Consider the following 21,172-nt stretch of genomic DNA (forward strand, 5'->3'; position numbering starts at 1 on the left):
CGATGACCGTTTCGACTTTCGCCACCGGATTGCGCGCCATGCTGACGGCCGGTGCAGTGCTGTGCCCGGCCGTCGCAGGTGCGCAGGCCGTCGATTACCAGGCGTTGCAGGAGACGATCGGCGAGCCGGTGACGACCAGCGTCACGGGCAAGCCACAGCGCGCGTCCGAACTGCCCGCGTCGGCGATCATCATCACGCGCGAGGATATCGCCCGGTCGCCCGCCCGCGACGTACCCGGGCTGCTGAAGACGCATGCCGGCATCGACGTGAACAGCTGGACCGCGGGGCAGAGCGACGTGTCGGTGCGCGGCGGCGTGCAGACCTATAATGCGCGGCTGCTCGTGCTGGTCGACGGACGCCAGGTCTATCTCGATCATTATGGCATGACCGACTGGAATCTCCTGGGCGTCCAGCTTGAGGAGATCCAGCAGATCGAGCTGGTGCGCGGGCCGGCAAACGCGCTGTTCGGGTTCAACGCCGCCAGCGGTGTCGTCAACATCATCACCCGGCGCGTCGGCCAGACGCCGACCGTCACCGCGACCGCCGAGCTCGGCAATCACGACATCAGCCGGCTTGCCGGGTCGGTGACGCTGCCCGTCACCCCGGCGATCGGGATCCGGCTGGCCGGGGTCCGCGCGCGCGAGGACGAGCGTCGCATCCCGACGTCGCTGCTGCGCCCGGCGATGGTCAGCGACGTCGCGAGCGACCAGGTGTCGGGCGACATCACCGGTTCGTTCGACGGACTGGAGACGGTGCTGGGCGGCGGCCATTCGACCAATCGGCAGGCCGAGTATCTGCCGAGCCAGCTGCTGTCGAACCAGCGCTATCGCAGCGACAACGTCCATGCCTCGGCCACGCGCGACACGGGCTGGGGCGGCGTGACGCTGGGCGGCTATGTCAACTGGCTCGATGTGCAATATGGCGTCGGCGCGACGGCGGATGCGACCGAGCCGCTCGGGTTCAAGAACCGGATCATCGTCACCCAGGCGTCGACGCTGGTCCGGCTGGGCAAGAGCGATACGCTGCGGCTCGGCGGCGAATATCGCAACAACCGGCTGCGCTCGGCCTATCAGTTCGCCGAGCGGATTTCCTATGACGTCGGATCGGCCAATGCGATGCTCGACCTGCATCCGGACGAGGCGATTTCGATCACCGCGGCGGCGCGGATCGACCGGCTCTGGCTGCACCAGGCGGGCGCGATCGCGCAGCCGAGCTATGACGTGGCGAGCGACTTCGACCGGGCCTTCACGCGGTTCAGCTTCAACGTCGCGCTGCTCGTCCAGACCGATGCGCGCGGCCAGCTGCGGATCAATGGCGGTCGCGGCTACCAGCTGCCGTCGCTGGTGAATTACGGGATCCGCCTGCCGATCATCACCCCGGCGCCGGTGCCGATCTTCGTGGCAGGGTCGCCGCGGATCGATCCGGTCGGCGTGTGGAGCGGCGAGGTCGGCTATGCGCGGACGATCGGCGGGACGCAGATCGAGGCGAACGCGTTCGTGACGAAGACGGACAATGCGATCGCGTCGCCGGGCGACGGCCTGCAGACCGAGCTGTTCCTGACCCCGCTGCCCTCGCTCGTCGCGCGGTTCACGGCGATCGGCGACTATACCACCTATGGCACCGAGGTGTCGGCGTCGGGCGCGGTCGGTGCGCTCACATGGCGCGCCAATTATACCTGGACGCACACCGACGAGCAGCTGGCGTCGCTGACGCTGCCGATCCCCTATGCGCTGTCGCCCCAGTCGACGACGCCGGTCCACAAGGCCAATTTGGCGCTCGGCTATGACATCGGGCGACTGTCGCTGTCGGGGGTCGCGCGCTACACCTCGTCGACGCGGCAATTCGCCTTCTCGTCGACGCCGCAGCTGCTGCTCTACCGGGTCGACGACGCGGTGGCGCTCGATGCACGGGCGGGGCTGCGGCTGACCTCCGCGCTCGAAGTCTATGTCGCGGGCGAAAATCTGGCGCTGGCCGACGGCGCCGCGGTATCGCCGATCCCGGCGGATCGTCGCGTGCGTGCAGGGGTGCGACTTGCGCTTTAACGCGTTCTTCCGGCTGTCGGACCGGCTCGACCGCAGGCTGGCGCTCGCCGACCGGCCGATCGCGGTCAAGGTCGCGGCGACGCCGGTCATCATGCTGGTGCTGTTCGTGGTGATGGCGCTGGCCAGCACCGCGGCGCTGCTGATCACCGGGCGCAGCGTCGACGACATCGTCAATCGCGACATGCGCGATATCAAGCAGCTCAACGCGATTACGCAGCGGTTCGATATCGCCAACGCGAACGTCTATCACCTGCTGGTCACGAAGGCGGCGACGCCGACGATCGCGGTCGACGGGCAGGTGGCGGCGATCCACCGCGATCTGGCCCGGGTCCGTACGGCGCTGGTCGGCTACGGGCGCAGCCACGCCGGGCAGCGCGCACAGCTGGGCCCGGTGCTCGCCGATCTGGACCGATATACCGCGACCGTCGACGTGCTGACGTCGATGCTCGAGGTCGACTTTGCCAGCACCGCGGCGATGGTCGACCCGTTTCGCGCCAATGCGCAGCAGATCGATGCGCGGATCCGGCGCGTGACCGCCGCGGGGATAGGCCGCGCCGGGCAGGCGGCATCGGGGGCGCTGCTGGTCACGCATGTCACGATCGCGATCCTGCTGCTCGTCCTGCTCGTCGGCACGGGCGGCAGCCTGGTGATGGCCTATGTGATCGGGCGATCGATCATCGGTTCGATCACCGATATTGCGGCGGCGACGGACGCGGTGATGCATGAGGCCGCGATCGATCTGTCGACGCTCAAGCGGCATGACGAGCTGGGGCTGGTCGTCACCGCGCTGACGACGTTCCAGACGCAGCGCGAGGATGCGAAACGCCTCGCGGATCAGGCCGAGCTGCTGCGCCTCCATGCCGAGGAGGAAAAGGCGCGCCAGGCCAGCGCGATCGCCGAGGTCGAGGCGCAGGCGCGGCGCGAGCGCGAGGCCACGCTGGCCGCGCTGGCCGAGGCGTTCGAACGCCAGGTCGGCGGCATCATCCGCGAGGCGCAGGAGGCGATGGCGCTGCTCGAGGCGAATGCGATCAGCCTGCACGAGACGATCGAGGGCAATCGCCGGCTGGCACAGGAGCTCGACGCGATCGCGCAGCTGTTCGCGACCGAGATGCTCGAGGCGGGCAAGGAGACGCATCTGCTGGCGCACACCTTCGAGGAGATCGACCGGGAGGTGGCGGGAACCAGCCTGGCCGCAAGGTCGATCAGCGACCATGCGCGCAGTGCCAACGACACCGTCGCGCTGTCGCAGGAACAGGCCAGCAGCATCGAGCAGATCGTCGACGTGATCAGTGCGATCACCAAGCAGACCAACCTGCTCGCGCTCAATGCGACGATCGAGGCGGCGCGCGCGGGACCTGCGGGCGCGGGCTTTTCGGTGGTGGCGGCCGAGATCAAGTCGCTGGCGACGCGGACGGGCGCGAGCGCGGGCGACGTGCGCTCGAAGATCGAGGCGGTCCAGGACCAGATCCGGTCGGTCGTGGCGAGCACGGGCAGTCTGGGGGCGCTGATCAACGGCATGGACGACGGTGCGGGCCGGGTGGCGGCGATGTCGCGTGCGCAGGCGCAGGCGATCGAACAGCTCAACGGGCGGATCGAGGCGGTCGAGGACCGCAGCCAGATGCTCACCGAGGCGAGCCAGCAGATCGCATCGTCGGTCGATCGCAACCTCGCTTCGGTCGACGAGGTCCAGCGGACCGGCGCGATGCTCAAGCGGACGCTGCAGTCACTGGCCGACGACGCGCATGCCTTTACCAGCCATTTCCTTGGCGATGACGCAGGTCCTGATCGGAAGCAACGGCAAGTCGCGTGATCTTGCCGGACTGAGGCGCCGCGAGACCCGGTCCGCGCTCAGCTGCGCTGGCGGCGTTGCGCGTGAAGTTCGGCCTTGGCGAGCAGCGCGTGGAGATCGTCGCGGGCGATGTCGAAGCTTTCGTGCATATCCTCGAGCGCGGCGTCGATGTCGTCGGGGTGAAATCCCGCGGCGCGGCGGTCGGCCGCGATCGCGGCGGGGGGCAGCGCGCTGTGATGCGGATAGGGGTGCCGCGTCACGCGGTAGAAGAGGACGGCGACCAGCACGAGCACGACCGAATTGAGCGCGACGGGGACGAGCGCGAAGGCGTAGCCCGCCGCATGGATGCCGGGTCCGCCGATCACCGCGGTCAGCGCCGCGGCGCCACCGGGCGGGTGCAGGCAGCGGAGCAGCGACATCGCCAGGATCGCAGCCCCGACCGCCACACCCGCGGCCAGCCTGGCGTCGGGGATGAGCTGAAACGCGGCGACGCCGATCGCGGCGGACAGCGTGTTGCCGCCGATCACCGGCCAAGGCTGCGCCAGCGGGCTCGACCGGACCGCAAAGACGAGCACCGCCGACGCCCCCAGCGGCGCGACGATCTGGGGAACGTCGCCGACGGGGAGCAGCGCAACGCAGACGAGCATCGTCAGCGCGATGCCGATACAGGCGCCGACGCCCCCGAGCAGACGGTCAGCAGGAAAGGCCTTCGCCCAGAAGGCTTTGGCGCGGGGCAGGGGCATGAGCGATCGTCCGTGTGGCTGAGCGTGCCGCCCCTACGCTGCGCCCGTGCATTTCGCTATGTCGCGCGTCACCGGGATCGCTAGAGGACGGTAAAGATGGATGATGGGCAGGCATGATGCTGGGGGATGTGACCAGGCGGCGTATCGGCCGGGAGGCGGAGCCGCTGGTGATCATCGACGGCTTTGCCGAGGATCCGGACGGATTGCGCAAGGCCGCGGCGGACGCGGCGTTCGGATCCGCGGGCGAGCATTATCCCGGTCTGCGCGCGGCGCTGCCCGAGCGCTATCTGGCCGACCAGCTTCCGCGGATCGCCCGCGCGCTGGGCCGCGATTTCGGGCCGTGCCGCCGCATCCATGTCGTCGATGCGCAATTCTCGATCGTCACGGTGACGCCCGACGCGCTCGAGATCCGGCAACGACTGCCGCATGTCGATGCCTATGCGCGCGACCGGGTCGCGCTGATCCATTATCTGTCGCCGACGAACCGCGACGGGACCGCCTTCTTCCGTCATCGCGCCACCGGGTTCGAGACGGTCGACGAGACGCGCGCGCCCGACTTCTTCGAACGGCTAGGCCGCGAGGTCGCGGCGATGCCGCCGCACGGCTATATCGCCGACGATACCGCGTGGTTCGAGCGGACCGCGCTGGTCGATGCCGCCTATAACCGGGCGCTGCTGTACCGCAGCTATGTGCTGCACAGCGGCGCGATCGCGCGCGACGCGGTGTTGTCGGCGGATCCGGCGGCGGGGCGGCTGACGATCACCGCGTTCCTCGCGATCGAATGAGGCTATGGCCGGCCCGCCCAGCGGATCGCGTTGACGAGCACGCGCCGATAGGTCGGATCGTCATAGGCCTCTGGCAAATGGCCGAGCGCCGAATAGACCACCCGGCCCTTGGTGCGCGGGTTGGTCCAGATGACGGGGTGCGTGCCCATCGCGAGCTTCGCGCCCGGACGGTAGCTCGCCTCGTCGAGCGTCGCGAGCACGGTCATGCCGCGGGCGGCCGGATTGGCGTTGAAGGAATACCATTCGTCGACCGCGGTCCAGGGCAGGCGCACCCCCGCCATGACCGGATGGTCGGGGCGATCGACGACGAGCCGCGCGCGCTGGAACTGATCCTCGCCGCCCGGATGGCCGATGAACTTCGTGCCGATCACCGTGTCGCTATACCAGGCGTCGGTGTGGCTGTCGTCGCCCGCGGCATGCAGCGCGACGACGCCGCCGCCACGCGCGACGAAGCGGGCGAAGGCCGCGCGCTGGTCTGGCGTCAGGAAGGCGCCGCTGGCGCTGTTGAGCACGACGACGGAGAAGTGGCGCAATTGTTCGTCGTTGAAGACCGCCGCATTCTCGGTGGCGTAGCTTGTCCGACCCAGGCCCTGCACGATGTCGGCGAGTACGCGGTTCGAGTGCGGGATATGCTCGATATGCCGCCAGCCATTGGTCTTCGACACGATCAGCACCGCGCGTTGCAGGCCCTTGGGCAGCACGGGGGCGACGGTGTCGGTCGTGGCCTTCGGCAAATGCGGATCGGGCGCGGCCTGCGCCGTGGTGAGCAGGGCGGCCAGCGCCAACATCTTGAGCATCGTGCAATCTCCCGCCCGGTCCTAGCGCGTGGGACCATCGGAGTTCAACTGGTAGCGATAACGCGCTATGCTGGGTCATAAATATGATGGGGGAGTTGAGGGCGAATGTCTGGAAGATCCAAGCGCGCGCTGGTCGCGCTGATGCTGGTGTCCGCGCCTGCGACCGCGCAGACGTCACAGGACCGGGCGCGGGCGATTGCGGGCGAGCCCGCCGCGGGGCCGCAGCGGCTCACGCTGACCGACGTTCCCGTGGCGACGGGCAAGCCGACCGCGCTGTTCGACGGACGCAGTCTCACGGGCTGGACCGCGTGGCTCGGCTATCCCGACCCGTCGATCACCTATCAGGCAAAGCCGGGCACGCCGCCGATCGGCACGAGCCGGGATACCAAGGGCGATTTCGCGGTGCGCAGCGTCGACGGGGCGCCGGCGATCTGGGTGAAGGGCGAGACCTGGGGCAGCCTGGTCCACGAGGCAGACCTTCGCGACTATCACCTGCGGCTGCAGTTCAAATGGGGCGCCAAAACCTGGGCGCCGCGCGCGACGCAGCCGCGCAACAACGGCCTGCTCTATCATACCCATGGCGCGCCGGGCGAGGTCTTCGGCACGTGGCGGCCGTCGGTCGAGTTCGAGATCATGACCGGATCGACCGGGATGATCGTCGCGGTGGGGAGCAAGCTGCGCGGTCGTACCGGGGTGACGTTCGATCCGTCGCTGGTCGAACCGCATCTCCGCTTCCGTGCCGGGGGGCGCGAGATCGACATCGTCAACGGCACGCCGACCTGGAACGTCGAGGCAGCGACCGACGCCGAACGGCCGGTCGGCGCGTGGAACACGCTCGACCTCTATGTCGTCGGCGACCGCGCGGTGCATGTCGTCAACGGCGTACCGGTCGGCGAAGTGCATGATCTGGCGACGATCGGCCCCGACGGCCGGCGGCCGCTGACGCATGGCCAGATCCAGCTGCAATCCGAAGGCGCCGAGACCTGGTTCCGCGCGATCACGGTCGAGCCGATCACGACCCTGCCGAAGATCGTCGTGGGGCAGTAGGGGGCGGGACAGTAGGGAGCGGGGCGTCCGCGGCTGCGGGCTGGTCGCGCCAGATCCAGCGCAGCATGTCGGGCAGGATCGCGCCGCCGTCCGCGTCCGAATGGCCACCGCGCGTCCAGGCTGTTCGGACGTCGTAGCGCGGGCCCGGGCGGTGCTCCGCATCGGCCTGCGCATTGGCCCATGCGAGGCTCTTTGCCATCTGCTGGTTGGCGAGAAACCAGTTGCCATGTTCGTTGTCGAGATCGGCGGCCCCGTCCTGCAGGACGATGCGCAAGGGGCGGATCGGGCTCTTGCGGATGAGCCCGGGATAGAGGTCGCCGCCGAGCGTGCGCGGTGCGCCGTCCGGGCCGAGCGTGAGGCCGATCGACGTATAGCTGCCGATGAAGCTGATCACATTGCCGAACGCTTCCGGATGCCGCCAGGCGATCGTCCAAGAGGCGATCGCGCCGCTCGACGTGCCGCCGATCGCGCGGCGCCTCGGATCGTCGGCGAACCGCCAGCGTGCCGCGACCGCGGGCAGCAGTTCGTTGAGCGTCATCCAGCCATAATCGTCGGACAGCGCGTCATATTCCTCCACCCGGTGATCCGGGTTGGCCATGCCGAGCGTGTCGGGATAGTGCGTCGCGCGGTGACCGGGGGTCACGAAGATGCCGAGCGTCGGCGGAATCGCGTGCTGCAGGATCAGCGTGTCGAGGACCGCGGGGACCCTGAGCGACCCTGCCGGATTCGTCGCGCGCTGCCCGTCCTGGAACAGCAGCAGATTGGGCGGGCGGCGTGGATCATAGCCTGACGGGACATAGACCCAGTAGCGCCGGACCGTACCGGGAAAGCGCTGCGACCGGAGTTCGAACGGGCCGGCCAGCGTACCCCGGAGTGCCGGCGCGGGGGCCGGTGGGGGTGTGGTCCGCGCTGGGGTCTGCGCAGCTGTTGCCGACACGGTCAACGCGGCGCCCAGCAGGGCCGCCGCCGTCAGGATCTCGCGCATCTCCGCCCCCCGCATAGTGTCGGGTCAGCCTAGCACAGCGCGGGCACGGTGCGAATCGATGCGGCGGGTCGGGATTATCTCCCGGCGCGGGGAGATTGTCGGCATCCGGATCGTTCAATCCCCGTCCGATCGGCCCCTGCGTCCGATGTCACACGGGGGAGACGAGACGATGCGTATGACGGCGTTCGGCGACGCAAGGGTCTAGGCGAGGATGAGCCGGCCCGGGATCAGGCGCATCGTCGTCATCGCCGCGGTTCTGCTGGGCCTGTGCGGGATCGCGTTCGCAGCAATCGCGTACCGGCCCGCGATCGCCCGCGTGACGCGCCCCGATCCCCGGCAGTTCGATCCCGCGCTGGTCGCGCGCGGTGCAAATCTGGCACGACTGGGCAATTGCGTCAGCTGCCATCAGGCGGCGGGCGGGCGTCCCTATGCGGGCGGCTATCCGATCAAGACGCCGTTCGGGACGATCTACGGCAGCAACATCACGCCCGACTCCGCGACCGGGATCGGATCATGGTCGCCAGCCGCGTTTCGCCGGGCGATGCGCGAGGGCGTCGGGCGCGACGGCAGCCATCTCTATCCGGCCTTTCCCTATACGCATTATGCGGGCGTGGCGGACGGCGATGTGGACGCGCTCTACGCGTTCCTGATGACCCGGCCGGCGGTGCGCGCAGTGCCGCCCGCGAACCGGATGATCCCGCCGCTCGGCTTCCGGCCGCTGCTGGCGGGCTGGAAGCTGCTGTTTTTCGATCCGCAGCCGGTGGTCGCCGATCCGCGCCAGTCGGCCGTGTGGAACCGGGGGCGCTATATCGGCGAGACGCTGGCGCATTGCACCGCCTGTCACAGTCCGCGCGGGCTGTTGCAGCAGGAGAAGCGCGGCGACCGGGCCTATGACGGCGGCTGGTCGGGCGGCTGGTATGCGCCGCCGATCAACGCGCGCTCGCCCGCGGTCCGCGCCTGGACCGTCGAGCGGCTCGACGCCTATTTCCGGACAGGGCTCAGCACCGCGCATGCCGCGGCGGCGGGGCCAATGGGGCCGGTCACCTATAATCTCGCGCGTGCGGCGCCGGCCGATGTCCGCGCGCTCGCGACCTATTATGCGTGGCAGATGCGCGCTGCGCCTGCCGCGCGGGCCGAGCCGCGGCTGCCCGATCGTCGCGCGCTCGCGAGCCAGCGGCATCCCGAGGGCGCGCGGCTGTATGCGGGGGCGTGCGCGGTCTGCCACGAGCCGGGGGCGGCGATGATGGTCGCCGGGCGTCCCGCGCTGCCGCTCGGCACGCCGCTGCACGAGGCGAACCCGCGCGACACGATCCAGGTCATCCTCAAGGGGCTGAAACCGCCGGTCGCGCCGCGTGGGCCCTATATGCCCGCCTTTGCCGATGCGCTGGACGACCGGCAGGTGGCGGAGGTCGTCGCCTATCTCCAGGCCCGGCACGGGACGGGGCCGGCTTGGCCAGACCTCGAGAAAGACGTCGCTGCGGCGCGCAAGGAGGGTGAATGATCGACCTGACCGTCAACGGGGCGACCGCGCGCGTCGATGTCGATCCCGCCACCCCGCTGCTCTATGTGCTGCGCGACGACCTGAGGCTGCATGCGGCCAAGTTCGGGTGCGGGCTGGGGCAATGCGGGGCGTGCACCGTGCTGGTCGACGACCGGCCGGTCTTTGCCTGCCTGCTGCCCGTCGGTGCGGTCGGTACCCGCACGGTCACGACGGTCGAGGGGCTGGGCAGCGCGGCGGCGCCGGGCGACGTCCAGCGCGCGTTCCTGCACGAGCAGGCGGCGCAATGCGGCTATTGCATCCCCGGGATGATCGCGCGCGCCGAGGGGCTGTTGCGCAAGACCGTCACGCCGACCGAAACCGAGCTGCGCAGCGCGATGGCGCCGTCGCTCTGCCGGTGCGGGACGCATATGCGGATCCTGCGCGCGGTACGGCGCGCGGCGGTGATGCGCGGCGGCGGGGTGGTCGAGCCTGCGGAGCCGGTGACGTGAGCGGACAGGCGTCGCGGCGCGACGTGCTCGGCGGGCTTCTGGTCGCCTTCGCGCTCGCGCCGACGGCCGGGCTGGCACAGACCGGCGGCGGCGAGGGCAGCGGCGGACCGCCGACCGTCGCGCCCGATTTGCCGGGGACGCTCGCCAAATTCCCCGATCTCGACGCGTGGATCCGCATCGGTGCCGATGGCCGGGTCACGGTGTTCACGGGCAAGGTCGAACTGGGGACCGGCGTGAAGACCGCGATGGCGCAGCTGGCCGCCGACGAGCTCGACGTCGCGATCGGGCGGGTCGACCTGATCACCGCGGATACTGCGCTGACCCCGAACGAGGGGGTGACCGCGGGCAGCCAGACGCTCGAGCAGAGCGGTACCGCGATCGCCAATGCCGCCGCCTGTGTCCGGCTGCTGCTTGCCGAGACCGCGGCGGCGCGCTGGGGGGTGGCGGCGACGACGCTGTTCACGCGCGACGGCGTCGTGCTGGACGGGCAGGGACGGCGTGCGAGTTATGCCGAGCTCGCCGCGTCGACGTCGCTGGCGGTGCGTGCACGCGCCGATGTGCCGCGCAAGCCCGTGGCGGCGCGGCGGCTGATCGGGCGGCCGGTGCCGCGCGTCGACCTGCCCGCCAAGCTGACCGGGCTGCCGAGCTATGTGCAGGACATGCGGCTGCCGGACATGGTGCATGCGCGCGTCCTGCGCGGGCCGTCGTCGGGGACGCGGCTGACGCCCGATCTTGCCGCGCTGCGACGGCAGCCGGGCGTCGCGCGGGTCGTGCAGGTCGGGCGGTTCGCGGCGATCGTCGGTCCGCGCGAATGGCCGCTCGAACAGGCGCTGCGCGTCGCCAACCAGGGCAAATGGGCACGCGATGACGCCGTGCCCGCGCTGCCGCCGATGCCCGCGGGACTGCTGGAGATGCGGCGCGAGAGCAAGGTGATCGACACGCGGCGCGACGCGGCCGCTGCGCCGGGCGTGCGGCGGCTGTCCGCGCGGTACGACCGGCCGTATTTGATGCACGGTGCGATCGGACCGTCCTGCGCGGTGGCGCTGATGGCCGAGGGACAGCTGACGGTCTGGACGCACAGCCAGGGCGTCGAGCCGCTGCGCACCGCGATCGCCGAGCTGGTCGCGATGCCCGCCGACCGCGTCCGCTGCGTCCACCGCGAGGGGGCGGGCTGTTACGGGCATAATGGGGCGGACGACGTCGCGGGCGATGCCGCGCTGGTCGCATGTGCGATGCCCGGCGTTCCGGTCCGGCTGCAATGGAGCCGCGAGCAGGAGCATGGCTGGGAACCGCTCGGCCCGGCGATGCTCGCGCAGATCGACGCGACGCTCGATGCGTCGGGACGGATCGTCGACTGGCGGCATCAGGTGTGGAGCAACACGCACAGCACGCGGCCGGTAGCGGCGGGCGACCTGCTCGCGGGCGTGGAGGTGGTGCCGCCGTTCGTGCCGACGCCGCCCAAGCCGATCCCGCAGCCCAATGGCGGCGGCGATCGCAACGCCATCCCGCTCTATCGCTTCGCCAACCAGAGCATCGTCAGCCAGTTCCTGCCCGACATGCCGGTGCGGGTGTCGGCGCTGCGCGGGTTGGGCGCGCATCTGAACATCTTCGCGCTCGAAAGTGCGATGGACGAGCTGGCGGCGGCGGCGGGGCGCGATCCGGTCGCGTTCCGGCTGGCGCATCTCGACGATCCGCGCGCTGCAGAGGTGATTCGGCGCGCGGCGGCGCGGTTCGGGTGGAGCCGCTATCGGCCCCGGCCCAATCGCGGGCGGGGCTTCGCCTTTGCGCGCTACAAGAATCACGGCGCCTATTGCGCGGTCGCGCTCGATGTCGAGCGGATCCCCGACGAAGGGCGGCTGGTCGTCCACCGCGCGGTCGTCGCGGTCGACAGCGGCGAGGCGGTCAATCCCGACGGCATCCGCAACCAGGTCGAGGGCGGGTTGCTCCAGTCGCTGAGCTGGACCGCCTACGAGGCCGCGGGGCACGACGGCACGCGCCGGACCGATTATGACTGGAGCGGCTATCCGATCCTGCGGTTCGCGGACGTGCCGCACAGCGTCGTCGTCGAGGTCATCGACCGGCCGGGTACGCCGTTTCTCGGCACGGGCGAGTGCGCGCAGGGGCCCACCGCCGCCGCGCTCGCCAATGCGCTGGCGGCGGCAACGGGGGTCAGGACCAGGAGCATGCCGCTGGCGGGGGGGCTGGCGACGCGCTCCTGATCATCGGCGGTCACGGGGTGACCGCCATATTGGTCGGCTCAGGCGCCGCCGGCGACCGGGGCGAGCGTCTGCTGGTGCTGGACCACGCGCCATTCCTCATGCTCGAGCCGGCGCATCGTGGTGGTGCAATAGGCAGTATAGCCGGTTGCGCCTTCGCGGCTCGCCTCGGCCTTGTAGGCGATCGCGATCAGACCTTCCTGCGGGCGCATGATCTGCTGTTCGCTGAACCGGACCTCCGACCAGCGCGGCGTATCGGCGACCGCCTCGATCGCCTGCGCGCCGGTCATCACGAAGGGCTGCTCGGGGAGCACCATCACGCATTCGTCGTCGATCAGCGTGTGATACTGGTCCGCGTCGCCCGTCCACAGGCTTTCTTCAAATGCCCAGACCCTGGTGTCGTCCATTGCTCGTCTCCTTCTGTCGGGGTCGAGCGCGGGGACGGCCTACTTCGTTCCTCACAATCGGTGAGACGAGGGTCTTTTGGCGATCGGAGCATCCTATGTTTCCGACGCCTGTGTGGCTGCCGACCGACGCGCCGGTCGGCAGCCCTCGTCCTACAGCCCGTAGGAGAGCCGCAGGTAGCCGAACCGGCCCGGGATGTCATAGGTCGTCGGGTCGAAGTTGTTCAGGCTGCAGCTGAAGCAGGCGGGGGGATCCTTGTCGAAGACGTTGTTCACGCCGAAGGTCAGCGCGAGCTTCGAATCGAGCCAGGCCGGCCGGAACTGGAGCTGGACGTCGCCGTAGAGGCGGCTCTTCAGGGCGTTCTCCGCAGCGATTTCGTCGACATTGTCGATATAGCGTCCGGTGACGCTCGCGGTGACCGGCCCCACCGACCAGTCGATCGTCCCCAGTCCCTTGAAGTGCGGATAGGTCTGATCGGGCGAGCCGCGTTCGGTGCCGACATAGTCGGTCGTGACGAAGCCGTCAGTCGCGGGCGTCCGCTCGCTGTACTTGAGCAGATAGTTGCCCGAGACGTAGAGGCCGAAGCGCCCGGCGCCGGTTTCGCCCGAGCGGACCGTCAGCGTCGCGTCGATGCCCTTGGTGCGGATGCCGCCGGTGTTGAGCAGCAGGCCGTTGATCGCGGTCACGATGCCGCTGGGGGCACGCCGCACCGCCGCGCAGCTGAGCGCGTCGCCGGTCTGGGCGCAGCGGCTGAGCAGCACCTGGGCCGGGATCGACGCGATCGAGTCGTCGACCTTGATGTCGTAATAATTGACCTCGAGGCTGAGCGCCGAGAGCGTGCCGCCGCGGGCCCAGCTTGGGCTGTACACGCCGCCGAACAGCAGCGTCCGGGCGGTTTCAGGGCGCAGCTCGCTATTGCCGCCGGTGAGCACCGGCAACTGGCCCGAGGGTTCGGCATAGCTGCCATTGCCGGGCACGCCGTTGGCGACGCAGTTCGCGCGAACCGTCGGGTTGGACTGGAACAGCCCGCCCGCGGCGCTGGTGCAGGGATCGTCGATCGAGGCGTCGAACCGCGACTGCGCGCCGAACAGCTCGCCGATCGACGGTGCGCGCAGCGATTCGGCATATTGGCCGCGCAGCAGCAGGTCGCTGACGGGCTTCCACAACGCGCCGCCGCTGAGCGTCGTATTGCCCCCGAAGGTCGAATAGTTCGAATGGCGGACCGCGCCGTTCAGCTCGAGCGAGGCGATGCCGGGAATGTCGCGCAGCAGCGGCAGGCGGATTTCGCCATAGACCTCGTCGACGTTGAACTTGCCGCTCGCCGCCTGTGCCGGGATGTCCGCGCCGAGACCCGCCTGGATGATCGGGTCGGGCGTGAAGCTGCCGAACTGATAGCGATGCTCATAGCCGACCGCGATGCCGACCGGCCCGCCGGGCAGGTCGAACAGCTCGCCGGAGATATTGGCGGTATAGTCGTTCAGCTTCTGGCGGCTGCGGTCGCGTTCGTCGAAGCCGATATAGCCGAGCATCGCCGGGGTGATCGAGCCGACCCCGCCGAAGAAGTTGAACGGCACGCATTCGCCGGTGCACTGGCTGATCGGGCCGATCGCGCGGGCGAGGCGCGCGGCGTTGATGTTGCCGGTGAACAGCTGCTTGGCATCGTTATAGCCGATGACCGCGCTCGCATCCCAATACCAGTTGTGCCCGAACATCTGGAACTTGCCGTCCAGGGTGCCGGTCAGCGACATGGTGTCGACCTGCTGGCTGTAGGTGCGCTGCCCCGCCTCAACGAGGCGGCGGAAGATCGCGGTGTAGTTCTGCCCGGGGACGAGCGTCACGCCGAACGGGTTGAACGGGTTGGTGGCATCGACCGAGAGCGTGTCGAGCATGTTGCCGTTGCCGACGTCGGGACCGATGCCGAGTGGGAGGAACGCCGCTTGGTTCTGCGAATTGCGGCGGTTATAGACCGCCTTCACGCGCAGATTGAGCGCCTCCGAAAACTCGGCGCGCGTGTTGACGAAGCCGCCGAACCGCTCGACCGGCGTCAGGAAATAGTTGAGCGGGGCGAAGTTGAACCGATCGGCGGCGGTGAACGCCTTGAAGTCGCCGGTCGCGAGCGTCGGGTCATAGACCGGGCGGCCGCTGGCGACGGGGCCACGCAGCGTGATGTTCTGGCCGTTCACCAGGAACCGGCCGAAGGGCGTGAAGCTGGAGCAGCCGCCGATGGGTTCGGCGCAGCTGGTCTGGCCCGGATTGGGGAATTGCGAGATGTCGCGATCGGCGGCGCTGACAGATTCCTGCTTGGTGTAATAGCCGCCCGCGACGACGTGCACGCCCTGGCTGCCAAAGCCGTAGCTCAGCTGGTAATCCTGCGTCTTGCCGTCATTGTCGCCGAGATACTGGCCATATTGCGCCGATCCCTTGAACCCCTTCTGGTTCTGCTTGGTGATGATGTTGACGACGCCCGCGATCGCGTCGGACCCGTATTGCGTCGAGGCGCCCGATTGCAGCACCTCGATCCGTTCGATCATCGAGGACGGGATCGAGTTGAGATCGACCGTCGCCGGGATGCCGCTGGCCGACGCGCCGTTGACGAAGCGCAGGCCGTCGACGAGCACGAGCGTCCGCTTGGGGCCGAGATAGCGCAGGTCGAGCACCGCGGAGCCCGCGCCGACGCCGCCGCCATCGGGCGGGTTGCCGAAATTGCCCGAGCTGTTGAACTTCGAATTGAGGCCGCCCGACGAGGCGGGCAGGCGTTGCAGGATGTCCGCGACGGACGACAGGCCGGTGCGCGCGATCGCGTTCTCATCGACGGTGATGACGGGCGATGGCTGATCGAGCGGGTCGCGACGGATGCGCGATCCGGTGACGATGATGTCTTCGGTGGGGGCCTCGGTCGCCGCGGGGGCGGTGGGCGTCTGGGGGTCGGTCGCCAGTTGCGCCGCGGCGCCATTGGCCGCGATCAGCAGGCCCGCGCCCATCGCCATCCGCGACGAGCGCATCATCCATTTCGTCCAACGCATTTCTGTCCCCCTTGTGACACCCCGTTTTACGGCGGTGCACCATGGTTACGACGAAAATGGTTTTTATGACCATATGTTGCTGCTCCGTTACGATCAGCAATGGTAAATTGCGAAACGGGTGTTGCTTGCGGGTTACACCACCAAGGTCCGTTCAGGGGGCGCTGCGCTTGCGCGTGGGGGCGCGGAAGTCGGGGGGCTTGTCGACGATCCAGCGCAGGTAGCGGGCGATATCCTCGCGCGCACGGAGCTGGTCCATCGTCGCATAGCTGGTGGCGAGGTCGCGGTTGGCGACGAAGGCGTGGATGGTGCGGTGGCAGATCGGATGGACCGGCACGGTCTGTGTACCGCCCTCGCTCTTGGGGACGACGTGGTGGCGCTCGACGCGGTGGCCGAGCGGGCGGCCGCATAGGGCGCAGGGCGCGTCGTCCGCAGCCTGCGCGGTCCGTGCCGCCGCCTCGGCCAGTCCGGCCATCCGTTTCACGCGTCCGCCCATTCTCCTCGCACCTATCGCCGGGGCGCGAGCAGGCGGTCGAGCCGGACCGGCGCATAGTCGTGACCATCGACATCGACGCCGACGTCGAACTGGCGGAGCATCGGCTTCAGCCGGCCATGGCTGTGCCCGTGCAGGTTGAGCGCGCCGCGGTGCTGGCCGTTCCAGCTGCGGAAGGGGTAATGGCACAGGACGAGCCGCCGGTCGTCGAGCGTGATCTCCGCATAGTCGGCGACGCTGGCCCAGCCCGGTGCCGCCAGCGTCGCATCGGGATCATTGTTGCCGCGCAGCAGGTGCTTGGTCCCGTTCAGCCGCGCGAGCAGCCCGGCCACGTCCTCGGAGCGACGCGCGACGTCGCCAAGGTGCCACACCACGTCCTGCGGCCCGACGACGGCGTTCCACCGGTCGATCAGCGCTGTGTCCATCGCGGCGGTGTCGGCGAACGGCCGGCGCGCGATGTTGATCGTGCGGTGGTCGCCGAAATGCGTGTCGGCGGTGAAGAAGACGCTCACGCGCGCGGCTCCGCGGGCAGGGCGACGGCGGCGAAATGGGTGCGGATATAGTCGAGCTTGGGATCGATGTAGCGGCGGCAGAAGGGCCGGTCTGGATCGGTCCGGTAGTAATTCTGGAAGCGCTCGTCCGAGGGCCGGAAGCCGGTGCACGGCAGGACCAGCGTGCGGGCCGGCTCAGCGCTCTCGGCTGCGAACCGGGCGATCGCCGCTTCGGCGTCGGGGCGCTGGCCGTCCTCGAACACATAGATGGCGCTGCGATAGCGTCCGGCGGGGGAATAGCCGGATTTCGCCGAATGCGTGCGCAGATGGACCTCGGCCAGTGTCGCCAGGCTGATGGCGGCGGGATCGAACGTCACGATCACGCCCTCCGCCCAGGCGTCCGACGGGGCCTCGGACTGGAGGAAGCCCTGCTCGACCGTCTGCACGCCGCGGAGCGCCTGAAAGACGCCCTCGGTGCACCAGTGGCACCCGCCGCCGAACCCGATCCGGTGCACGCGCTGTTCCGTCATCCGGCGATCGTGAACACCGAGCCGGAATCGACGCGTATCCCTGCACCGTTGATGAAGCTCGCCCGCTCCGAGCAAAGGAAGGCGACGGCGGCGGCGACTTCCTCGGCCTTGCCGCGGCGCTTGAGCACCATACCCGGGCGTTCCTCCTCGAGGAAGCTGTCGATCGCCGCGTCGAAGCTCTCGCCGCGTTCCTCGGCGCGCTTGCGCATCATCTTGTCGGTCATCGGCGTCGCGATGAACGCGGGCGAGACGGTGTTCACGAGGACATTGTCGCCGCCATAGGCCTTGGACAGCCCTTTCGCGAGCGCGAGGATGCCCGCCTTCGACGCGCAATAGGCGAGTTCGTCGACATAGGGCTGGACCGCGTCTTCGGAGGCGAACAGCACGATCCGGCCCCAGCCGCCCTTGCGCATCGCCGGGATCGCCTCGCGACACATGCGCACCGCGCCCATGAGGTTGATGTCGAGCGTCTGCTCCCAGCCGGCATCGTCGACGTCGAGAAAGTCGCCGGTCGCGCCCGTCACGCCCGCGGCGTTGACATAGATGTCGGGATCACCGAGCCGCTCGCGCACCTCGGCCCAGATCGCGCGGACATCATCGAGGCTGGTGACGTCGCCGGTCACCGCGACCACCTCGCCGAGCGGCGACAGTTCGGCGAGCGCCGTGTCGAGCGTGCCGCCCGGCTGATCGGTGATCGCGACGCGCACGCCGGCCTCGAGCAGCAGCCGTGCGGTTTCCTTGCCCATGCCGGAATCCGCGCCGCTGATCAGCGCGATGCGCCCCTTGATACCCAGATCCATGTGAAACTCCTCAATCGTCGGATGCGAGAAAACGGTCGGCGGTGCGCAGCGACAGCGCCATGATCGTCAGCGCGGGATTGGCCGCCAGTGCGCTGGGAAAGATGGAATTGTCGCAGATCCGCAGGTTTGCGATGTCGAAACTGCGACCGTCGGAATCAACCACCGCGGTGTCGCCGTCATGCCCCATGCGGCAGGTGCCGATCGTATGCGCCGAGCGATCGACCGCAAAGATGTCCTGCGCGCCTGCCGCCGCCCAGATGTCGGTGAGCGTGCGCCGGGCGTGGCGATCGATCGCCTGTTCGTTGGCGTGATAGCTGAAGTCGATCCGCGCCTTGCGGTGGCCGAAGGCGTCGACCTCGTCGGCGAGTGTCAGCCGGTTGTCGGCATGCGGCAGGCACTCGCCGTTGATCCCGATCCCCGCCATCCGGTTATAGCCGCGCAGGAGCGTCTGCAGCCGTTCGCCCCACAGGCCCGCGCCGCGGGCGAGCCCGGTGGCGAGGTTGACGGGGAGCACGCCGAGGCTCTGAATCAGATAACCGCCCGCGCAGCCGGCATCGCCGGGTCGCATCATGTCCTCGCTGATCAGCGACGAGGGATAGCCGCGGTTCATCCGCATCTCCGCGTCGAACCGGCCCCAGAGCTGCGTCGCGACATGCGCCATGAAGTTGCGCCCGACCTGACCGCTCGAATTGGCGATGCCGAGGTTGAGCAGCAGCCGCGGCGTCTCAACTCCGCCGGCGCACAGGAAGACCGCGGCGCAAAGCTGGCGATGCTCCTGCCCGTTCTGGCTGTACACGACCGCGCTGATCCGGCCGCGGCCGTCATAGTCGAACGCGATCACGCGGGCGCCGGCGCGGATCTCGGCCCCATGCGCCACTGCGAGGGGCAGATAGGTCGTGTCCATGCTCGTCTTGGCGGCGTTGCGGCAGCCCTGGTGACAGGCGCCGCAATTGACGCAGGCCTGGCGCTGTCCCCAGTGCGGCTGGTCGCGATCGCGCGAGACCAGGGCGGCGGGGGCGTCGGTCGCGGTGATGCCGAGCGCCGCGCAGCCCCGCGCCATCGCGTCGGCGGCGGCGTTGCGCGCGACCGGGGGATAGGCGTAGCGGCGGGTGGCGTCCCACGGATAGTCGGCCGGCCCCGAGACGCCGGTGAACGCCTCGACCTCCGCGATGTACCGGGTCAGCTCGTCAGGATCGATCGGCCAGTCGGCGCCTTCGCCGGTCAGCGTCTTGAGCCGCAGGTCGCGGGGATCGGGACGCGGGCAGAAGGCGCCCCAGTGCAGCGTCGAGCCGCCGACCCCCATCCCCGAATTGTTCGATCCGAACGCGGTCGGCGTCGATCCGCCGCTCAGCCGTTCCTCCATCCAGTAGATGTCGGCCGCGACCTCGTCGGCGACATGCTCGTCGGGGCGGAAGGCGCGGCCCGCCTCGAGCGCGACGACCGACAGGCCCGCCTGTGCGAGCCGGGCGGTGAGCGGCGCACCGCCCGCGCCGGTGCCGATCACGACCGCATCGACGACGTCGTTCGCACCATGCTGCCTCGTCGTCACGCCCCGCGCTCCTGCGACGGGCGCTGCCACGCTTCGGGATCGTCGGCGCCGGTGCGGGTATAGCCCTGCTTGCGGGGGCCATCGCCGCCGACTGCAAAGCCGTCATAGCCGATCGCGGCCATCGTCGCGGGCTGCGCCATCCAGATGCGGACCGTCTCGGCGCGGACATCCTCGAACCAGAGCCGCATCTGCACGGGCGACAGGCGGGTCGCGTCCTCTTCGATGCCGACCGTGCCGCCGGCGATGCGATCGAGCCAGCCGTCCTGGTCGGGATCGGCCAGCGCGACGAAACCGCCGGTCGCCGTATCGAGCGTCGCGAGCCCGCGCGACCACGCGGCGCGGTCGTCCGGCAGTTCGGCGAAGCGCCAGCCGTCGCCGACACCCTGCGCGACCGAGTCGAGGATGCGACCTGCCAGCGCACGGTCGGCGCCGCAATCGGGGAGGATCCGGGCCACCAGCGCCGCGACGGTCGCATGGTCGGCGTCGTCCCATAACGCGGTACCGACGGGCATCGGGTAGATCCGGTCGAGCATCGCGGCGCGCGTTCCGCTGCTGACGCGATCGGAGTCGAGCAGCCGGGCGAAATCTTCGGGCAGCGCGGCCGTCGTCGCCAGTGCCGCATGCTCGCGGATCAGCGCGGCGAGCGCGCGGGGCTGTTCATAGGGGATGAGGTGCGCGGCACCCTGGACGACGCGCACCCGGGCATTGGCATAATGCGGCAGGTTGAGCCGGCGTTGCGCATCCTCGCCGAGATCGCCGTCTTCGGTCCCGGCAATGATCAGCGCGGGGAGCGCGAGCTGCCCGACCGCGGCGGCCCAGTCCTCGCGGCTGCCGCGTTCGAGCCAGCCGAGCCAGGCCTCGCGGTTCGATCGCCGCACGTCGTCGATTGCCTGGTCGCGAAGCGCCTCCGGGAGCGTCTCGGCGGTGTTGGCATCGACGAAGGTTTCCGCATTTTCGCGCGAGGCCTGGCCATCGGCGAACCACCCGATCATCTCCGCCCGGCGTTTTTCGTCCATCGGTTCGGGCGAGGGGGGCGAGGCGGCGACGAGGACGACGCCGAGAATGTTCGCGAGACCCGGCTCGCCCGCGGCAGCGCGCGCGGCGACGAGCGTGGCGATCTTGCCGCCCATGCTGTGCCCGACGAGCACGCAGGCGGTAAGGTCGCGGGCGCGGATTTCCTGCGCCAGCCAGTCGGTCATCGTCCCGACATCGGCATGCCCCGTATCGGCCGCGTCGCCGAACCCCGGCAGGTCGAGCGCGATGCAATTATGATCGGACAAGTGATCGGCGACCTGCTGCCATTCGCGCGCGCTGGCGCCAAGGGCGTGTAAAAACAACAAGGTGGGTGGGGTCATGGGGCCTCGCGAAACTGACCCCTACCGGACGATGCAGGCGCGGAACCGTTCCATCGCATCGGCCGTCGGAATTGACATGGATCAATTTGGTACCGATCTGTGACCATTCTGGGTATGCCTGTCGCGCCGCGCGGGT

The 21,172-nt window shown here is 69.5% G+C and carries 18 protein-coding genes; 7 read left to right on the forward strand and 11 right to left on the reverse strand.

Features of this window, described 5'->3' with window-relative positions:
* Window positions 1–2 precede the first annotated feature (2 nt).
* Together SOM18_RS14770 and SOM18_RS14775 are read left to right on the forward strand one after the other, a co-directional pair.
* Entirely contained in the window at window positions 3–2,042 is a 2,040-nt protein-coding gene (locus SOM18_RS14770; RefSeq protein WP_320481892.1) for a TonB-dependent receptor plug domain-containing protein, read from the forward strand.
* Entirely contained in the window at window positions 2,032–3,852 is a 1,821-nt protein-coding gene (locus SOM18_RS14775) for a methyl-accepting chemotaxis protein (protein ID WP_320481893.1), read from the forward strand. Before SOM18_RS14770 ends, SOM18_RS14775 begins: the two co-directional genes overlap by 11 nt.
* 38 nt (window positions 3,853–3,890) lie before the next feature.
* On the opposite strand, the gene SOM18_RS14780 is transcribed toward SOM18_RS14775, so the two are convergent.
* Window positions 3,891–4,574, reverse strand: a complete 684-nt coding sequence (locus SOM18_RS14780; protein ID WP_031439494.1) for an HPP family protein — start codon at window positions 4,572–4,574, stop codon at window positions 3,891–3,893.
* 113 nt (window positions 4,575–4,687) lie between these two features.
* Here SOM18_RS14780 and SOM18_RS14785 point away from each other — a divergent pair, with 113 nt between their 5' ends.
* Window positions 4,688–5,359, forward strand: coding sequence for a DUF6445 family protein (locus tag SOM18_RS14785; RefSeq protein ID WP_042466538.1), 672 nt, complete (start codon window positions 4,688–4,690; stop codon window positions 5,357–5,359).
* A 2-nt stretch (window positions 5,360–5,361) separates the two neighbouring features.
* Here the strand turns inward: SOM18_RS14785 and SOM18_RS14790 are convergent, their stop codons facing one another.
* Window positions 5,362–6,156: a ThuA domain-containing protein gene (locus SOM18_RS14790; RefSeq protein WP_031439496.1), complete on the reverse strand. Its 795-nt coding sequence runs from the start codon at window positions 6,154–6,156 to the stop codon at window positions 5,362–5,364.
* A 105-nt stretch (window positions 6,157–6,261) separates the two neighbouring features.
* Here SOM18_RS14790 and SOM18_RS14795 point away from each other — a divergent pair, with 105 nt between their 5' ends.
* On the forward strand, window positions 6,262–7,203 hold the full coding sequence (locus SOM18_RS14795) for a 3-keto-disaccharide hydrolase (protein ID WP_052380836.1): 942 nt from the start codon (window positions 6,262–6,264) through the stop codon (window positions 7,201–7,203).
* Here SOM18_RS14795 and SOM18_RS14800 read toward each other — a convergent pair.
* Entirely contained in the window at window positions 7,169–8,188 is a 1,020-nt protein-coding gene (locus SOM18_RS14800; RefSeq protein ID WP_052380837.1) for an alpha/beta hydrolase, read from the reverse strand. The genes SOM18_RS14795 and SOM18_RS14800 overlap by 35 nt on opposite strands.
* 211 nt (window positions 8,189–8,399) lie before the next feature.
* Between SOM18_RS14800 and SOM18_RS14805 the strand changes: the two genes are divergently transcribed.
* Genes SOM18_RS14805 through SOM18_RS14815 form a run of 3 tightly spaced genes read left to right on the forward strand, consistent with a single transcriptional unit; the run spans window position 8,400 to window position 12,396 of the window.
* Complete coding sequence (locus SOM18_RS14805; protein ID WP_320481894.1) at window positions 8,400–9,689, forward strand: cytochrome c; 1,290 nt, start codon at window positions 8,400–8,402, stop codon at window positions 9,687–9,689.
* Window positions 9,686–10,177 carry a (2Fe-2S)-binding protein gene (locus tag SOM18_RS14810; protein ID WP_056407115.1) on the forward strand — a complete coding sequence of 164 codons (492 nt, stop codon included), beginning with the start codon at window positions 9,686–9,688 and terminating at the stop codon, window positions 10,175–10,177. The genes SOM18_RS14805 and SOM18_RS14810 overlap by 4 nt, the downstream gene beginning before the upstream one ends.
* Window positions 10,174–12,396: a molybdopterin cofactor-binding domain-containing protein gene (locus SOM18_RS14815; RefSeq protein ID WP_320481895.1), complete on the forward strand. Its 2,223-nt coding sequence runs from the start codon at window positions 10,174–10,176 to the stop codon at window positions 12,394–12,396. Before SOM18_RS14810 ends, SOM18_RS14815 begins: the two co-directional genes overlap by 4 nt.
* A gap of 38 nt (window positions 12,397–12,434) precedes the next feature.
* On the opposite strand, the gene SOM18_RS14820 is transcribed toward SOM18_RS14815, so the two are convergent.
* From SOM18_RS14820 to SOM18_RS14855, 8 genes are all read right to left on the reverse strand, one after another.
* Window positions 12,435–12,800 carry a DUF4440 domain-containing protein gene (locus SOM18_RS14820; RefSeq protein WP_031395307.1) on the reverse strand — a complete coding sequence of 122 codons (366 nt, stop codon included), beginning with the start codon at window positions 12,798–12,800 and terminating at the stop codon, window positions 12,435–12,437.
* Window positions 12,801–12,950: 150 nt separating this feature from the next.
* Window positions 12,951–15,821, reverse strand: coding sequence for a TonB-dependent receptor domain-containing protein (locus tag SOM18_RS14825; protein WP_320481896.1), 2,871 nt, complete (start codon window positions 15,819–15,821; stop codon window positions 12,951–12,953).
* A 151-nt stretch (window positions 15,822–15,972) separates the two neighbouring features.
* The gene (locus SOM18_RS14830; protein WP_031439755.1) at window positions 15,973–16,293 is read right to left on the reverse strand and encodes an HNH endonuclease; all 321 of its coding nucleotides are present in this window, start codon (window positions 16,291–16,293) and stop codon (window positions 15,973–15,975) included.
* 32 nt (window positions 16,294–16,325) lie between these two features.
* Window positions 16,326–16,823 carry a metallophosphoesterase family protein gene (locus tag SOM18_RS14835; RefSeq protein ID WP_031439756.1) on the reverse strand — a complete coding sequence of 166 codons (498 nt, stop codon included), beginning with the start codon at window positions 16,821–16,823 and terminating at the stop codon, window positions 16,326–16,328.
* Window positions 16,820–17,332 carry a peptide-methionine (S)-S-oxide reductase gene (locus SOM18_RS14840; RefSeq protein ID WP_031439757.1) on the reverse strand — a complete coding sequence of 171 codons (513 nt, stop codon included), beginning with the start codon at window positions 17,330–17,332 and terminating at the stop codon, window positions 16,820–16,822. Before SOM18_RS14840 ends, SOM18_RS14835 begins: the two co-directional genes overlap by 4 nt.
* Window positions 17,329–18,132, reverse strand: coding sequence for an SDR family NAD(P)-dependent oxidoreductase (locus SOM18_RS14845; RefSeq protein WP_031439758.1), 804 nt, complete (start codon window positions 18,130–18,132; stop codon window positions 17,329–17,331). The genes SOM18_RS14840 and SOM18_RS14845 overlap by 4 nt, the downstream gene beginning before the upstream one ends.
* Window positions 18,133–18,142: 10 nt before the next feature.
* Window positions 18,143–19,681: a GMC family oxidoreductase gene (locus SOM18_RS14850; protein WP_320481897.1), complete on the reverse strand. Its 1,539-nt coding sequence runs from the start codon at window positions 19,679–19,681 to the stop codon at window positions 18,143–18,145.
* On the reverse strand, window positions 19,678–21,036 hold the full coding sequence (locus tag SOM18_RS14855; protein ID WP_031440842.1) for an alpha/beta hydrolase: 1,359 nt from the start codon (window positions 21,034–21,036) through the stop codon (window positions 19,678–19,680). Before SOM18_RS14855 ends, SOM18_RS14850 begins: the two co-directional genes overlap by 4 nt.
* Between the last annotated feature and the right edge of the window lie 136 nt (window positions 21,037–21,172).

It is taken from the genome of Sphingomonas sp. CFBP9019 (assembly GCF_034045155.1).
GTDB lineage: Bacteria > Pseudomonadota > Alphaproteobacteria > Sphingomonadales > Sphingomonadaceae > Sphingomonas > Sphingomonas aerolata.

What these genes read in the sequence shown, in the direction of transcription:
- SOM18_RS14855 (WP_031440842.1), bottom strand. Translation starts at nt 21,036, where the DNA reads ATGACCCCACCCACCTTGTTGTTTTTACACGCCCTTGGCGCCAGCGCG.
- SOM18_RS14845 (WP_031439758.1), bottom strand. Translation starts at nt 18,132, where the DNA reads ATGGATCTGGGTATCAAGGGGCGCATCGCGCTGATCAGCGGCGCGGAT.
- SOM18_RS14785 (WP_042466538.1), top strand. Translation starts at nt 4,688, where the DNA reads ATGATGCTGGGGGATGTGACCAGGCGGCGTATCGGCCGGGAGGCGGAG.
- SOM18_RS14820 (WP_031395307.1), bottom strand. Translation starts at nt 12,800, where the DNA reads ATGGACGACACCAGGGTCTGGGCATTTGAAGAAAGCCTGTGGACGGGC.
- SOM18_RS14780 (WP_031439494.1), bottom strand. Translation starts at nt 4,574, where the DNA reads ATGCCCCTGCCCCGCGCCAAAGCCTTCTGGGCGAAGGCCTTTCCTGCT.
- SOM18_RS14840 (WP_031439757.1), bottom strand. Translation starts at nt 17,332, where the DNA reads ATGACGGAACAGCGCGTGCACCGGATCGGGTTCGGCGGCGGGTGCCAC.
- SOM18_RS14810 (WP_056407115.1), top strand. Translation starts at nt 9,686, where the DNA reads ATGATCGACCTGACCGTCAACGGGGCGACCGCGCGCGTCGATGTCGAT.
- SOM18_RS14830 (WP_031439755.1), bottom strand. Translation starts at nt 16,293, where the DNA reads ATGGCCGGACTGGCCGAGGCGGCGGCACGGACCGCGCAGGCTGCGGAC.
- SOM18_RS14800 (WP_052380837.1), bottom strand. Translation starts at nt 8,188, where the DNA reads ATGCGCGAGATCCTGACGGCGGCGGCCCTGCTGGGCGCCGCGTTGACC.
- SOM18_RS14825 (WP_320481896.1), bottom strand. Translation starts at nt 15,821, where the DNA reads ATGCGTTGGACGAAATGGATGATGCGCTCGTCGCGGATGGCGATGGGC.
- SOM18_RS14795 (WP_052380836.1), top strand. Translation starts at nt 6,262, where the DNA reads ATGTCTGGAAGATCCAAGCGCGCGCTGGTCGCGCTGATGCTGGTGTCC.
- SOM18_RS14805 (WP_320481894.1), top strand. Translation starts at nt 8,400, where the DNA reads ATGAGCCGGCCCGGGATCAGGCGCATCGTCGTCATCGCCGCGGTTCTG.
- SOM18_RS14790 (WP_031439496.1), bottom strand. Translation starts at nt 6,156, where the DNA reads ATGCTCAAGATGTTGGCGCTGGCCGCCCTGCTCACCACGGCGCAGGCC.
- SOM18_RS14770 (WP_320481892.1), top strand. Translation starts at nt 3, where the DNA reads ATGACCGTTTCGACTTTCGCCACCGGATTGCGCGCCATGCTGACGGCC.